The 14,357-nt window shown below is 64.7% G+C and carries 14 protein-coding genes; 7 read left to right on the plus strand and 7 right to left on the minus strand.

The window, feature by feature from the left end; all coding sequences use genetic code 11:
• Positions 1–75: 75 nt before the first annotated feature.
• The gene (locus AC1DYS_RS12025; RefSeq protein ID WP_477899262.1) at positions 76–252 is read left to right on the plus strand and encodes a hypothetical protein; all 177 of its coding nucleotides are present in this window, start codon (positions 76–78) and stop codon (positions 250–252) included.
• Positions 253–255: 3 nt separating this feature from the next.
• On the opposite strand, the gene mltB is transcribed toward AC1DYS_RS12025, so the two are convergent.
• From mltB to AC1DYS_RS12040, 3 genes are read right to left on the minus strand one after another with little or no spacing between them, the layout of a single operon-like run.
• Entirely contained in the window at positions 256–1,329 is a 1,074-nt protein-coding gene (mltB, locus tag AC1DYS_RS12030) for a lytic murein transglycosylase B (RefSeq protein ID WP_477899264.1), read from the minus strand.
• A 10-nt stretch (positions 1,330–1,339) separates the two neighbouring features.
• Positions 1,340–3,370: a transglutaminase TgpA family protein gene (locus AC1DYS_RS12035; RefSeq protein ID WP_477899266.1), complete on the minus strand. Its 2,031-nt coding sequence runs from the start codon at positions 3,368–3,370 to the stop codon at positions 1,340–1,342.
• Positions 3,361–4,368, minus strand: coding sequence for a DUF58 domain-containing protein (locus tag AC1DYS_RS12040; protein ID WP_477899268.1), 1,008 nt, complete (start codon positions 4,366–4,368; stop codon positions 3,361–3,363). Before AC1DYS_RS12040 ends, AC1DYS_RS12035 begins: the two co-directional genes overlap by 10 nt.
• A 65-nt stretch (positions 4,369–4,433) precedes the next feature.
• Here AC1DYS_RS12040 and AC1DYS_RS12045 point away from each other — a divergent pair, with 65 nt between their 5' ends.
• On the plus strand, positions 4,434–4,742 hold the full coding sequence (locus AC1DYS_RS12045) for a CzcE family metal-binding protein (protein WP_477899270.1): 309 nt from the start codon (positions 4,434–4,436) through the stop codon (positions 4,740–4,742).
• Positions 4,743–4,778: 36 nt separating this feature from the next.
• On the opposite strand, the gene AC1DYS_RS12050 is transcribed toward AC1DYS_RS12045, so the two are convergent.
• On the minus strand, positions 4,779–5,705 hold the full coding sequence (locus tag AC1DYS_RS12050; RefSeq protein ID WP_477899272.1) for an AAA family ATPase: 927 nt from the start codon (positions 5,703–5,705) through the stop codon (positions 4,779–4,781).
• Between the two features lie 37 nt (positions 5,706–5,742).
• Between AC1DYS_RS12050 and AC1DYS_RS12055 the strand changes: the two genes are divergently transcribed.
• Both AC1DYS_RS12055 and AC1DYS_RS12060 read left to right on the plus strand, forming a co-directional pair.
• Positions 5,743–6,678, plus strand: coding sequence for a histone deacetylase family protein (locus AC1DYS_RS12055; protein ID WP_477899274.1), 936 nt, complete (start codon positions 5,743–5,745; stop codon positions 6,676–6,678).
• Between the two features lie 46 nt (positions 6,679–6,724).
• The gene (locus AC1DYS_RS12060) at positions 6,725–8,014 is read left to right on the plus strand and encodes a mechanosensitive ion channel family protein (protein ID WP_477899276.1); all 1,290 of its coding nucleotides are present in this window, start codon (positions 6,725–6,727) and stop codon (positions 8,012–8,014) included.
• On the opposite strand, the gene AC1DYS_RS12065 is transcribed toward AC1DYS_RS12060, so the two are convergent.
• Complete coding sequence (locus AC1DYS_RS12065; RefSeq protein ID WP_477899278.1) at positions 8,011–9,534, minus strand: fumarate hydratase; 1,524 nt, start codon at positions 9,532–9,534, stop codon at positions 8,011–8,013. The two genes, AC1DYS_RS12060 and AC1DYS_RS12065, sit on opposite strands and share 4 nt — an antisense overlap.
• A 51-nt stretch (positions 9,535–9,585) precedes the next feature.
• Here AC1DYS_RS12065 and nhaA point away from each other — a divergent pair, with 51 nt between their 5' ends.
• Complete coding sequence (gene nhaA / locus AC1DYS_RS12070) at positions 9,586–10,815, plus strand: Na+/H+ antiporter NhaA (RefSeq protein ID WP_477899630.1); 1,230 nt, start codon at positions 9,586–9,588, stop codon at positions 10,813–10,815.
• Here nhaA and AC1DYS_RS12075 read toward each other — a convergent pair.
• Positions 10,809–11,417 carry a YqhA family protein gene (locus AC1DYS_RS12075; RefSeq protein ID WP_477899632.1) on the minus strand — a complete coding sequence of 203 codons (609 nt, stop codon included), beginning with the start codon at positions 11,415–11,417 and terminating at the stop codon, positions 10,809–10,811. The two genes, nhaA and AC1DYS_RS12075, sit on opposite strands and share 7 nt — an antisense overlap.
• 143 nt (positions 11,418–11,560) lie before the next feature.
• Here AC1DYS_RS12075 and acs point away from each other — a divergent pair, with 143 nt between their 5' ends.
• The gene (acs, locus tag AC1DYS_RS12080; RefSeq protein WP_477899280.1) at positions 11,561–13,531 is read left to right on the plus strand and encodes an acetate--CoA ligase; all 1,971 of its coding nucleotides are present in this window, start codon (positions 11,561–11,563) and stop codon (positions 13,529–13,531) included.
• Positions 13,532–13,628: 97 nt separating this feature from the next.
• Here acs and AC1DYS_RS12085 read toward each other — a convergent pair whose 3' ends face one another.
• Positions 13,629–13,937, minus strand: coding sequence for a c-type cytochrome (locus tag AC1DYS_RS12085; RefSeq protein ID WP_047485824.1), 309 nt, complete (start codon positions 13,935–13,937; stop codon positions 13,629–13,631).
• Positions 13,938–14,066: 129 nt separating this feature from the next.
• Here AC1DYS_RS12085 and AC1DYS_RS12090 point away from each other — a divergent pair, with 129 nt between their 5' ends.
• Positions 14,067–14,324, plus strand: coding sequence for a TIGR04438 family Trp-rich protein (locus AC1DYS_RS12090; protein ID WP_477899282.1), 258 nt, complete (start codon positions 14,067–14,069; stop codon positions 14,322–14,324).
• The last annotated feature ends 33 nt before the right edge of the window (positions 14,325–14,357 follow it).

A 14,357-nucleotide genomic window follows, 5' to 3' on the forward strand; every position in this document is an offset into this window, starting at 1 on the left:
TTTCGCAAACCCGGCTTGCGCACACTGAAGGCAAGTAAACAAAGGGAGCGAAGAATGGCAGCAAGGAGTTTTCACATGAAAACGAACAGCGAATCCGAACCTCGTCACGCGAGCGTGGCGCAGCCCGAACGGGTTGGCATGGGATGGAATGACTCGAGCTGGGAGCTGCTGCGCGGGCTCGACGTCGTCGAAGATTTTTCACCCGACGCGTGGTCGCGAGAATTAGCTCCGGTCGAACTTGTGTTGAGCTGATCCTCAGCGATCCACGCGCTTCCTGACCGTGGCGATCGCCTCGCCCAGATCGATCACTGCCATCGCGTAATAGCTTGACCAGTTGTAGCGCGTGATGGCGTAGAAATTGGCGGTACCGGCAACGTAGCTCGGTGCTGCATCTCCGTTCTGCAATTCGATCAGCGCGAGTGGGCCGGTGAACTCTCGCCCCGCGGCCGGCAGGCCGGCACCGCGTTGAGCGAACTGCTGGGCCGTGAAGCTGGGCAGGATGTCGGGTTCGAGCAAGACGGCGCGGTCGGAAGTCTCCACAGGCGCGGCCACGTCAAAGCGTGTCGGCATGCCGCGCTGCCAGCCGAACTCGGCGAAGTAGTGGGCCACGCTGCCGATCACGTCGGCCGGGCTGCCGTGGAGGTCGACACGGCCATCACCATCGAAATCGACGGCGTACTTGTTCCAGCTGCTGGGCATGAACTGACCCATGCCCATGGCACCGGCGTAGCTGCCCTTGAATGCCAACGGGTCGACGCCCGCGCTGTGGCCCAGCACGAACAACTGCTCCAGCTCGTCGCGGAAGAAGGCGCTGCGGTTCTTGCGGCCTTCTGGGAAGTCGAATGACAGCGTGGCAAGCGCGTCAATCACGCGGAAGCTGCCCATCTGCTGGCCGTAGATGGTCTCGACGCCGATCACGCCAACGATGATTTCGGCGGGCACGCCGTACGTCTCTTCGGCGCGCTGCAGCCATTTCTCGTTCTCGCGCCAGAAGGCGAGCCCGCTGCGAATGCGTTTGGGTTCAACGAAGCGTGAGCGGTAGGCCGCCCAGTTCTTCGCCGTGCCTGCCGGCGGCGGCATGATGAACTTCGCGACGTTGGGTACGAAGCGCGCTTCCGCGAGCCGGGCCTGCACCCAGGCGGGGTCGAGCCCCTGGCGCTGGGCCAGTTCTGTGCCGAAGCGCATCACGTCTTCGCGCTGCCCGTAGGTCACGATGTCAGGGGCGTTGTCGTCCTGCGCACGCGGCTTGGCGTGGACCGTGGCGCTCAGCATGATGCTGGCGACAAGTGCGAGAACGAGGGGGCGAAGAAGCGAAGGAATCACGGGCATGGCCGCATTATCAAGGGGTCGTTTTCATGCCTCGGCGCAGGGTTTTGGCTTCTTTCTGGAGCGCCCGCAGCCATTCGGCCGAGGGGCGTTTGAGCGGGTCGCGGCCATAGCGCTCGCGGTCCAACGTCATGAGCAGACCCGACAGCGCGGCACCCGGTGGGCCAAAGCGCTGATCGACCTGGGCAGCGAGTGCACGTGGAGCTTCGTGCACACCAGCGCCGAGACCGAGCGTGCGCAGCGCGCGACGCAGCTTGCTCGCCTGGCGCTCCCAAGGGTCTTGCCGATGACGATCCCACCATGCCCAGCCGGCTCCGAGCAGGCTCAGGGTGCTCAGCGCGCCGATCAAGAGCAAGGCCACGTCTTGCCAACTGGGTGAATCGAACCCGAGCTTCTTCATCAGGTCGATCTGCTGGCCGCGCGAATAGTTGAGCACCCACTGGTTCCAGCGGTTGTTGAGCGACTCCCATGCCTCGCGCATCTGCGCAAGCAACTGCGGATTGATGCTGCCGATGGTGCCGGCCACGAAGCCCGGAGCCGGCGTCAAGCTCAGGCTGCGACGGATGCGATCCGGTGCCACCGCGCCGGTGGGGTCGGCTCGGACCCAGCCGCGACCCTCTTGCCAATATTCGGCCCAGGCGTGGGCGTAGCTCTGGCGCACGATGTAGTAGCCGTCGACAGGCAAGGGGTCGGCGCCCTGGTAGCCGGTGACCACACGGGCCGGGACGTCAAGCGCTCGCATGATGACCACGAAGGCCGAGGCGAAGTGTTCGCAGAAACCTTCCTTGCGGTCCAGCCAGAACTCGTCGATGGCCGCTTGCGGGTTGGCTTCGCCATACAGGCCGGGATCGAGCGTGTAGGTGAAGCCGCCCGTGCGGATGTGCTGCATCACCGCCTGGGCCAGCACCCGCGCGTCGGCGTTGACGTAGCGCGGGTCATTGCCAAGCTGATGCGCCCAGGCTAGCGTGCGCGGGTTGAAGCCGGCCGGCAAGTTGAGGTTCTCCGCCAGACTGGGCGTGCGTTGCATCGGCCCGTGGCTGAAGACGGTGTGGGCGGTAGCGCTGAAGCGCAGCCGCTCCAGCACCGGCCGGTCGGTGCTCCACACCAGGTCTTCGCGGCGGGTCGCCTGCATGTTCTCGATGGGGCTCACGTCGGTCGTGGCTTCGAGCAAGGGCAGCAAGGGCAGGCGCAGGGGCTCCAGGGTGACTTCGTAGGGCAGGGCGGCGCTGCCCGGGCGCAGCTCGGTGCGCGGCGAGGCAAATGACGAATAGCTGGCGCCCCAGGTCTTGCCATCGAAACGCGACAGCACCGGGCCGCGGAAGTACAGGCTTTCGAGCGGTGGCGCGGCACCGAAGAACTTGACGCGCATGGAGATGGTGTCGTCCAGCGCGAGCTGGGCCACGGTGCCCATGCTCATGGTGTTGGACAAGCCCGTCTTGGCTTGCCCGTCTTGCGGCACGCCCCACAGCGGCCCCATGCGCGGGAACAGCATGAAGAGCAGCACCATGATCGGCGCGCCCAGCAAGGCCGTGCGCAGCGCCAGCTTTCCGGCCTGGCGCAGGCTGGGCTGGCCGACCGGCATGTGGGCCAGCACCAGCGCCGTCAGCAAGCCCCAGACCGAGGCCAGCATCGCTGCCGCCACCAGCAACGACTGCGAGAACAGAAAGTGCGTCAACACCAGGAAGAAGCCGAGGAAGAACACCACGAAGGCGTCGCGCCGCGCACGCAGCTCCAGAGTCTTCAACGCCATCAGCACCACCGCCAGCGTGATGCCGGGCTCCTTGCCGAGCAGGGTCTTGAACGACCACAGCGTGAGCCCGGCCGCCAGTGCGAGCACCGCCACCAGCACCCACCGGCCGGGCAAGGGGGCATTGGTCAGGACGAGCCGCGTGCGCCAGAACAGCACGGCCGCAGTCAGCAGTCCGCACCACACGGGCAGATGCTCCAAGTGAGGCAGCACGGTCCAGGCGATGACCGCGAGCAGGAACAGCGTGTCGCGTGCTTCTCGAGGCAGGTGCCGCCATCCCGTCCAGGTCATTGCCATAGCGCCAGTGCCTCCAGGCATTCCTTGCGCTGGCCGTCACCTTGGCCCGGAGCGATGGTCGCTCCCGGCAGGCGCAGGCCGTACTCGGCCGTCACGCGATGCGCAGCCAGCACCCAGGCAGTTAGCCGAGACAGGCGGTCTTCGGGTGCCAGGCCGACGCATTGCTGCCAATCCAGCCAGAGCTGCTGCTGCACCGAGGCGCTGGTGTCGCGGCTGACGAGGTCGCCGCCGGTCTCCAGGCTGCGTGCAGCTTTCTTCCAGGCGATGAGCTTCATCGGGTCGCCACGCCGGTAGGCGCGAATGCCCTCGACCTCGCCACCGTTGGCGTTGCGCCGCGTGGTCGGGCCGCCGGGCGTGGCATGTGCCGGCGGGAGCGCGGCGGCCGGTTGTTCTGGTTTTGGATAGACCAGCACTTGTGCGCTGGGCCGCCAGATCGACCAGGCGCGGAACAGACCGAGTGGAAAGCGGGTCTCGGCACTGATGGCCGGCACGTCGTACCGGCCACGCCGGTCCGGAACGAAGCTGACTTGTGTGTTGGCCTGCCCGCCTTCGGGCACGTCGATCCAGCTCAGCGTGGCAGCGTGCGTCGCCTCCATGCGCAGGCCGATGCCGAAGCGCGCCTTGCCCGGGCTCGTGAGCGTGATGTCGAGCAGCGCCGGTGTGTCGGCGAACACGGCGGTCGGCGGGCGCAGGTGCAGCGTCAGGCCGCGCAAGGTGTTGTGAGTCACATGCATCGAGACGATGCCGCTGCCGGCGAGCAGGAAGGTCAGCACATAACCAAGACTCAGCTGGTAGTTGATCGACGCCACCAGCAGCACCATCAGCGTCACGCCGAACATCAACCCGGCCCTGGTCGGAAGGATGTAGATGTTGCGCTGCGTCAGCAGCAGCGTGTCGGTACGCGGCACGCGCTGCTGCCACCAGGCGCGGAAGCGCTGGCGTATTTCTTTCGCAGGACTGGGCAGTCGTGGCAACCTTGAGCGGACGGTAGAGACCATGCGTTGATCGTAGCCGGCTATGTGGCCCATACTTTCAGCTGTTGAGTCACCCTCTGGAGATCAGCATGAAGCTCATTCGTCTCTCTGCCTTTGCTGCCGCCACCATGCTGTGCGCGGGCGCTCAGGCCTATCCCACAAGCGTGCTCGGCGATGCCGCGCCCGACACCACCCCGGCCCGCACCGTCGTCATCACACCCGAGACACGCTCGGTGGATGTGGCGTTCGGCGAAACGGTCGTGTTCAGCGTCAACGGCACTCGCTCCGCGTGGCAGTTCTACACGCCTGCGCGTTCATTCGACCTGAACCAGGTCGTTGCTGCGCTGCCGCAGACGGTGCGTGTCTACGTGGGCCCGGATCTGAAAAACAACGAGTGAGTTGACCCCAAAGGGTGGGGCCGCGCGAGTGCTGACTCAGACCAGCGCGATCGATTCCACCATTGCTCGCACCTGCGCGCGTGCGCCGCGGCCGGCACCGGCCACGGGAACGAGCCGGTGCGCCACGGTTTGCGCGAGGATGGCTTGCACGTCGTCGGGCGCCACGTAGTCGCGCTGGTCCAGCAGTGCATGGGCCTTGGCGGCCCGCAGCACGGCGATGCCGGCCCGCGGGCTCAGCCCATCGACAAACCACGCACCGCTGCGGGTGGCGGCGATCAGGGCCTGCAGGTAGTCGAGCAGCGCATCAGATGCGGTCACCTTCAGCACCTCTTGCTGCGCTGCGATGAGTTCCTCGGGAGACATCACGGCCTTGAGTGCACCGATGGCATCACGCCGGTCGATGCCGGCGAGCAGCGCTCGCTCGCTGGCCTTGTCAGGATAGCCGAGCGTCAGGCACATCAGGAAGCGGTCGAGTTGCGACTCCGGTAGCGGGTAGGTGCCCAGCTGGTCGGTCGGGTTCTGGGTGGCGATCACGAAGAAGGGCCGGGGCAGCGGACGCGTCTCGCCTTCGACCGTCACCTGGTGCTCTTCCATCGCTTCGAGCAGCGCGCTCTGCGTCTTCGGGCCGGCGCGGTTGATCTCGTCGGCGAGCAACACTTGCGCGAACACCGGGCCGGGGTGGAACACGAAGGCTTCCTTGCTGCGCTCGTAGATGCTCACGCCGATCAGGTCAGACGGCATCAGATCGGCGGTGAACTGGCTGCGCGAAAAGCGCAGGCCGAGCGACACCGCAAGCGCGTGCGCGAGGGTCGTCTTGCCTACGCCGGGCACGTCTTCGATCAACAGGTGTCCTCCGGCCAGGAGGCAGGCCACACAGTCGCGTATCTGGGGACGCTTGCCCACAATGATCGTGCTAATCTGGTCTATCAATCGGGTGAGTTGTGACGCAAGGGCTGGGCTCATGTGAAGCACGATACCCGAAACCTACACACCGCCCCTTATGTCCACCGCCCTGTACTCCCACTCCGATTGCCGCGCCCACGACATGGGGCGTGGCCACCCCGAATGCCCGCAAAGGCTCGACGCGATCCACGACCACCTGATCGCAAGCGGCCTCGACGTTGCACTCGACCAGCGCGAGGCGCCGCTCGCCGACCTCAGCGACCTGGAGCTCGCCCACACCACCGGCTATGTCACGCAGCTGAAAGATCGCCTGGAGCAGCTCGAGATCACCGGTGAGTCGCGTGCCTTCGACCCCGACACCAGCGCGAACTCCAGCACCTGGGCGGCCGTGCGCCGTGCGGCCGGCGCTGCCGTGGCCGCCACTGACGCGGTGATCGACGGCGAGATCGACAACGCCTTCTGCGCGACGCGACCGCCGGGCCACCACGCCACGCGCGACCAGACCATGGGCTTCTGCTTCTTCAACAACGTGAGCATCGCGGCGCGGCACGCGCTCGATGTGCGTGGGTTGCAGCGCGTGGCCATCATCGACTTCGACGTGCACCACGGCAACGGCACCGAAGACATCGTCGCCGGCGATGAGCGCATCCTGATGGTCAGCTTCTTCCAGAGCCCGCTGTACCCCTACAGCGGCACCGACCCGAAGGGCGACAACATGGTGAATCTGCCGATACCGCCCTATACGCGCGGCGGCGAGGTGCGCGAAATGATCGAAGCCATGTGGCTGCCGCGGCTCGAGAAGTTCAAGCCGCAGATGATCTTCATTTCGGCCGGCTTCGATGCCCACCGTGAAGACGACCTGGGCCAGCTCGGCTTGGTCGAGGCCGACTACGAATGGATCACACGCCGCATCAAAGAGGTGGCCGACCGCCACGCCGAAGGACGTATCGTTTCGTGCCTGGAGGGAGGCTATGCGCTGGGTGCCTTGGCGCGCAGCGTGGCCGCGCATCTTCGCGTGCTGGCCGGCTTGTAGAGCTTTTTTGCGCTGCGGCGCTGTTTCCGTCTGAACGAAAAGAAGAATGAACGCCAGTTTCAATCCGCAAGAACTCCAAGAACTACTGCACAACCTCACCGGCCAGGGGGCGCTCACCGAAGCGGGCGTGCTGTTGGGCTGCCTCGGCATTTCGTGGGTCGTGTGCGCGCTGCTGCGCAAGGTGCTGAAGATCCAGGGGGCCGTGCTGTTCGGCGAGAACGTCGTCGATGGCGTGCTGTTCCCTGTGCTCGCGCTGGTGCTTGCGCTGGTGGCGCGCGAGTTCCTGGTGAGCGTGGTCAAGGTGGCGGTGTTCAAGCTGGCCATTCCGATCCTCGTTTCGCTGGCGCTGATCCGCCTCACGGTGCGCGTGCTGTCGGCCGCCTTCCCCGACAACCAGTGGATGCGCGCAGCCGAGCGCACCTTGTCATGGCTGGCCTGGATCGTGGTGGTGCTTTGGGTCACCGGTGTGATGCCCGCCGTGCTCGAGCAGCTCGACGGTGTGCGCTGGAAGATCGGCAGCGCGCAGATATCGCTGCGCAACATGATCGAAGGTTCGCTCACCGCGGCGGTGGTGATGGTGCTGGCGCTGTGGATCTCCGCAGCGGTCGAGCGCAAGATCATCCGCGGCACCGGCGACGACCTGTCGATGCGCAAGATGGTGTCGAACATCGTGCGCGCGGTGCTGCTCTTCATCGGCCTGCTGTTCGCCATGTCGGCGGTCGGCATCGACCTCACGGCGCTGAGCGTGCTGGGCGGCGCAGTGGGCGTGGGCCTTGGCTTCGGCCTGCAGAAGATCGCGGCCAACTACGTGAGCGGCTTCGTCATCCTGGCCGAGCGTTCGCTGCGCATCGGCGACATGGTGAAGGTCGATAACTTCGATGGCCGCATCACCGACATCCGCACCCGCTACACCGTGATCCGTGCACTCAACGGCCGCGAGGCCATCGTGCCGAACGAGATGCTGATCACGCAACGGGTCGAGAACTCATCGCTGGCCGACCCGCGCGTGGTGGTGTCCAGCACAGTGCAGGTGGCCTACGGCACCGACGTGCGCGCCTTGCAGCCCAAGCTGGTCGCGGCAATGACCGGTGTGCCCCGCGTCATTGCCGAACCCGGCCCCACTGTGCAACTGTCGAACTTTGCTGCTGACGGCATGGACCTCACGCTGTCGTTCTGGATACGCGACCCCGAGAACGGTCAGGGCCAGGTGAAGTCGGACGTGCACCTGGCCGTGCTGGATGTGCTCAATGCCGAAGGCGTCGAGATCCCGTTCCCACAGCGCGTGGTGCACACACGCGCTGTGCCTCAGGCAGGCGCAGAAAACGACGCAGCTTAGGCGACGGCGACCGGGATCTTGCCGATCTTGGCCTGCCACTCCTTCGGCCCGGTGTCATGCACCGAGGTGCCGTTGGAATCGACGGCCACGGTCACCGGCATGTCCTGCACCTCGAACTCGTAGATGGCTTCCATGCCCAGATCCTCGAAGCCCAGCACCTTCGAGTGCTTGATGGCCTTCGAGACCAGGTAGGCCGCACCACCCACTGCCATCAGGTAGGCGACCTTGTGCTTCTTGATCGCGGCCACGCCGGTCGGGCCGCGCTCGGATTTGCCGATCATGCCGATCAGCCCCGTCTCGGCCAGCATCATCTCGGTGAACTTGTCCATGCGCGTGGCGGTCGTCGGGCCGGCCGGGCCGACCACCTCGTCACGCACCGGGTCGACCGGGCCCACGTAGTAGATGACGCGGTTGGTGAAGTCCACCGGCAGCTTCTCGCCCTTGGCGAGCATGTCCTGGATGCGCTTGTGCGCGGCGTCGCGGCCCGTCAGCATCTTGCCGCTGAGCAGCAGCGTCTCGCCCGGCTTCCAGGCAGCGACCTCTTCACGCGTCAGTGTGTCGAGGTTCACCTTCTTGCTCTTGTTGTAGTCGGGAGCCCACTGGACGTCGGGCCACAGGTCGAGGCTTGGCGGGTCGATGTAGGCGGGGCCTGAGCCGTCGAGCACGAAATGCGCATGGCGCGTGGCCGCACAGTTCGGGATCATCGCGATCGCCTTGCCCGCTGCGTGCGACGGGTACATCGCAATCTTCACGTCGAGCACGGTGGTCAGCCCGCCCAGGCCCTGCGCGCCGATGCCCAAGGCGTTGATCTTGTCGCATAGCTCGATGCGCAGCGCCTCGGTCTTGTCTTGTGGACCGCGCGCCTTCAGGTCGTACATGTCGATGGGTTCCATCAACACTTCCTTGGCCATCAGCATCGCCTTCTCGGCGGTGCCGCCGATGCCGATGCCCAGCATGCCCGGCGGGCACCAGCCGGCGCCCATGGTCGGCACGGTCTTCAGAATCCAGTCGACCACCGAGTCGCTCGGGTTGAGCATCGCGAACTTGCTCTTGTTCTCGCTGCCGCCACCCTTGGCCGCCACCTGCACGTCGACCGTGTTGCCGGGGATCACCGTCATGTGGATGACAGCGGGCGTGTTGTCGCCGGTGTTCTTGCGCTCGAACTGCGGGTCGGCCACGATGCTCGCGCGCAGCTTGTTGTCGGGGTGGTTGTAGCCGCGGCGCACACCTTCGTTGACGGCGTCTTCGATGCTGCCGGTGAAGCCTTCGAAGCGCACGTCCATGCCGATCTTCAGGAAGACGTTGACGATGCCGGTGTCCTGGCAGATCGGCCGGCGCCCTTCGGCGCACATCTTCGAGTTGGTGAGAATCTGGGCGATCGCGTCCTTGGCGGCCGGGCTTTCCTCGCTGGCGTAGGCGCGCGCGAGATGGGCAATATAGTCGGCGGGGTGGTAGTAGCTGATGTACTGCAGGGCTGCGGCGACGCTCTCGACGAGGTCGGCGTGGCGGATGATGGTCATGAGGCGTGTCTCAGAGGCGAGGAAGAAGAAGTTTACTCAAGGGGAAAGTCAATGATCAGCGCAGCGTTTCGTCGTTTCTTTGCGGCGGAGTCGGCAGGCGGCATCGTGCTCGCGCTGGCGACGGTGCTGGCCTTGCTCATCAGCAACTCGCCCTACGGTGCCGCCTACGAGGCGTTCCGCAACATCCCCGGTGAAGTGCGCATCGGCGCCGACTGGCTGGTGCTGTCCAAGCCGCTCATCCTGTGGGTCAACGACTTGTGGATGGCGGTGTTCTTCCTGCTGGTGGGGCTCGAGATCAAGCGCGAACTGATCGTCGGCGAACTGGCCAGCGTGCGCCAGGCCATGCTGCCGGCCGTTGCTGCCGTGGGCGGCATGGTGGTTCCGGCGGGCATCTACGCGGTGCTGAACATGAACGACCCGATCGCCTTGCGCGGCTGGGCCATTCCAGCGGCGACTGACATCGCGTTCGCGCTCGGCATCCTGATGCTGCTGGGCTCTCGTGTACCGGCCTCGCTGAAGATATTCCTGACGGCCGTGGCCATCATCGACGACCTGGGTGCCATCGTCGTGATTGCTTTCTTCTACACCGCACAGTTGTCGCCGCCGATGCTGGGCGCGGCCCTCGCGGGTTGCGCGGCCTTGTTCGCGTTGAACCGCCTGCGTGTGAAGAGCGTGCTGCCTTATCTCTTGGTGGGCGCGATCGTGTGGATCTGTGTGCTGAAGTCGGGCGTGCATGCTACTTTGGCGGGTGTGGCAACAGCCTTCGCGATTCCACTGGGGACTAGCGCAGAAGATGACACCGCAGACGACGAGCATTCACCGCTCCAGGAACTGGAGCACGCGCTGCATCCCTGGGTGGCGTTTGTCGTGCTGCCGATGTTCGCTTTTGCCAATGCTGGCGTCGCTTTGCAGGGCCTGTCGGTTCAGACGCTGACCCAAACGATACCGCTGGGCATCGCAACTGGTCTGGTGCTGGGCAAGGCCATCGGTGTGTTCGGCGCGTCGTGGCTCCTGTCCGTGACGGCAGGCGCTGAGTTACCGGCCGGAGCCAACCGCATGCAGCTCTTCGGCGTGTGCGTGCTGTGCGGCGTGGGCTTCACGATGAGCCTGTTCATCGGCGGTCTGGCCTTCGAAGGCCAGGGGCCGGGCTACGACACCCAGGTCAAGCTCGGTGTGCTGGGCGGTTCGCTGATCGCTGGCGTGCTCGGCACGCTGATCCTGCTGCGCGCCGAGCGGCGCGGGGCGTCGCGCCGACGCCAACAGCACCTGCGAGATCAGTGACTGTTGACGTGATTCGCCGTGAGGATCTTGTCGGTCCAGGCGATGGCCAGTGCCGAGAGCAGGAAAGCGACGTGAATCACCGTCTGCGCAATCAGCACGCGGTCGGTCAGCGCACCGGCGTTGATGAAGGTCTTCAGCAGGTGGATCGATGAAATGCCGATGATGGCGGTGGCCAGTTTCACTTTCAATACCGATGCATTGACATGGCTCAACCATTCCGGCTGATCGGGGTGGCCTTCGAGGTCCATACGCGATACAAAGGTCTCGTAGCCACCGACGATCACCATGATCAACAGGTTGGAGATCATCACCACGTCGATCAGGCCCAGCACAACCAGCATGATCGTCGTCTCTGTCAGCTTGGCGCCCTGGGCGGCCTCGCCGGTCACGCCGACTGCGGTGAACACCGCCTGCAGGGCCGTCTGGTTGCCGAAGGCGGCCTCGATCAGGTGCACCAGCTCCACCCAGAAGTGGAAGACGTAGACACCCTGAGCGAGGATCAACCCGAGGTACAGCGGCAGTTGCAGCCAGCGGCTGGCGAAGATCAGTTTTGGCAGGGCGCGAAGGCGGGGCGGGGTGGAAGCGGAAGGAGGCAGGGCCATGAAGGCTTTCAGGGATAGTCCGATTGCCGAGGATTTTAGGTGGCTCACCATGAAGCCTGAGCGACAGCAAACAGAGTAAGCCCATCGTAAGAGCCCCCGCTTATGGTGCAGCCAGTTCCACAAATCGAGATCAGGAGACCGCCATGACCGATACCGCTTCCAAGCTCTACCCGCCACCCGCTGCCATTGCCGAGGCTGCCCACGTGTCCGGCATGGCGGCCTACGACAAGCTGATTGCCGAGGCCGACGCCGACTACGAGGGCTACTGGGCCCGCCTGGCGCGCGAATTCGTGAGCTGGAAGAAGCCGTTCACCAAGGTGCTCGACAGCAGCCAGGCGCCGTTCTTCAAGTGGTTCGAAGATGGCACGCTGAACGTGTCATACAACTGCCTCGACAAGCAGGTCGAAGCGGGTCTCGGCAACAAGACCGCCATCATCTTCGAGGCGGACGACGCTCAGGTCACGCGCGTCACCTACAGCGAGTTGCTGGCCAAGACCTGCCGCATGGCGAATGCGCTCAAGGCGCAAGGCGTCAAGAAGGGCGACCGCGTCGTCATCTATATGTCGATGTCGGTTGAAGGCGTGGTGGCCATGCAGGCTTGTGCCCGCATCGGCGCGACGCACTCGGTGGTGTTCGGCGGGTTCTCGGCGCAAAGCCTGCGTGACCGCATCGAAGATGCCGGTGCCGTGATGGTGATCACCGCTGACGAGCAGTTGCGCGGTGGCAAGCAATTGCCGCTCAAGGCCATCGTCGATGACGCCATCGCGCTCGGCGGCTGCGAGAGCATCAAGAACGTGATCGTCTACAAGCGCACTGGTGGCAAGATCGGCTGGACGGATTCGCGCGATCTGTGGATGCATGAACTCACCGCCAAGCAGCCCGAAACCTGCGAACCCGAATGGGTCGGTGCCGAGCACCCGCTGTTCCTGCTCTACACCTCGGGGTCCACCGGCAAACCGAAGGGCGTGCAGCACTCCACCGGCGGTTATCTGCTGCATGCAGCGCTCACTACCAAGTGGACGTTCGACCTCAAGCCCGATGACATCTTCTGGTGCACGGCCGACATCGGCTGGGTCACCGGCCACACCTACATCACCTATGGCCCGCTGGCACTGGGCGGCACCGAGGTAGTGTTCGAAGGTGTGCCCACCTATCCTGACGCAGGCCGTTTCTGGAAGGTCATCCAGGACCACAAGGTCAGCGTCTTCTACACGGCGCCCACGGCCATCCGCTCGCTGATCAAGGCAGCCGAAAGCAATGCGGCCGTGCACCCCGATCGCTACGACTTGACGAGCCTGCGTATCCTCGGTTCGGTGGGTGAACCCATCAACCCGGCGGCGTGGGAGTGGTATCACCAGCACATCGGCGGTGGCCGCTGCCCGATCGTCGACACATTCTGGCAAACGGAAACAGGCGGCCACGTGATCACGCCGTTGCCTGGCGCCACGCCGCTGGTGCCGGGCTCATGCACGCTGCCGTTCCCCGGCATCATGGCCGCCGTGGTCGACGAGACCGGCAAGGACGTGCCGAACGGGCAGGGCGGCATCCTGGTCATCAAGAAGCCGTGGCCGTCGATGATCCGCACGATCTACGGTGACCCGGAGCGCTTCAAGAAGAGCTATTACCCGGAAGACTTCAAAGGCAAGTACTACCTGGCCGGCGACGGAGCCATTCGCGACGAGAAGACCGGCTACTTCACCATCACCGGCCGCATCGACGACGTGCTCAACGTCAGCGGCCACCGCATGGGCACGATGGAGATCGAGTCGGCGCTGGTGTCGTGCACCAACCTCGTGGCCGAAGCCGCGGTGGTTGGCCGGCCCGACGACACCACCGGTGAAGCGATCTGTGCCTTCGTGGTGCTAAAACGCCCGCGTCCGTCGGGCGATGAAGCCAAGGCCATTGCCAAGCAGCTGCGCGACTGGGTCGGCAAGGAGATCGGCCCGATCGCCAAGCCGAAGGACATTCGTTTTGGTGACAACCTGCCGAAGACGCGCAGCGGCAAGATCATGCGGCGCCTTCTACGCTCGGTGGCCAAGGGCGAAGCCGTGACGCAGGACACGTCGACGCTGGAAAATCCCGCGATCTTGGAGCAGCTCGGTCAGGCGTATTGACGGCCTGATGCGGTCGGTCAGATTTGCCGACTGCCGCGAAGGTCGCCCCAAAGAAAAAGGCCCCGTACGCGGGGCCTTTTCACGGATCGAAGCTGATTTACTTCAGCGTCAAGATCCACTGGACCAGTTGTTTGGCCTCGGCTTCGCTGACTTGTGCGTTCGCGGGCATGGGCACAGGGCCCCATACGCCGGCACCGCCCTTGATGACCTTTTGCGAGAGCTTGTCAACGGCATCTTTCTGACCGGCGTACTTGGCGGCGACGTCCTTGTAAGCAGGGCCGAGAACCTTTTTGTCCACGGCGTGGCAGGCCATGCAGTTCTTCTTCTGCGCCAGCTCGGGGTTGGCAAAAGCAGGGGCTGCAACCAGTGCAGATGCGGCAAAAAGCAGTGAAAGCGACGACTTCATGGGTTCCTTTCGGTGCCGGAGACAGAAGGTGATTTACATTTCCAGCACTGCCGGATTCAACGGATTCTAAGTGTCCCCGGTTGACGTTGCTGGGGTCTGCAATAAACCCCGTCTTGAGGCTTTTGCACCATGTATTTCGTTGTCCTTGGTATTTTGTTGCTGTTGATGAAGGTCGCTGAATACGGCCCAGTGGGTGAATGGTCATGGTTTGCCGTGCTGTGGCCCTTTGCCGCCGCGGTGGTGTGGTGGATCTGGGCTGATGCCACCGGCTACACCAAGCGCCGCGAGATAGACAAGATGGACGCGCGCGTCGCCAAGCGCCGCGAAGAAAACCTGGCCAACCTGGGCATGGACGCCAAGGGTCGCCGTGGCAAGGCGAAGAAGTAGGCGAGCTTTCAGCCAAACAAAAAGCGGCCCGAG

It is taken from the genome of Rhizobacter sp. P2_G4 (assembly GCF_056403575.1).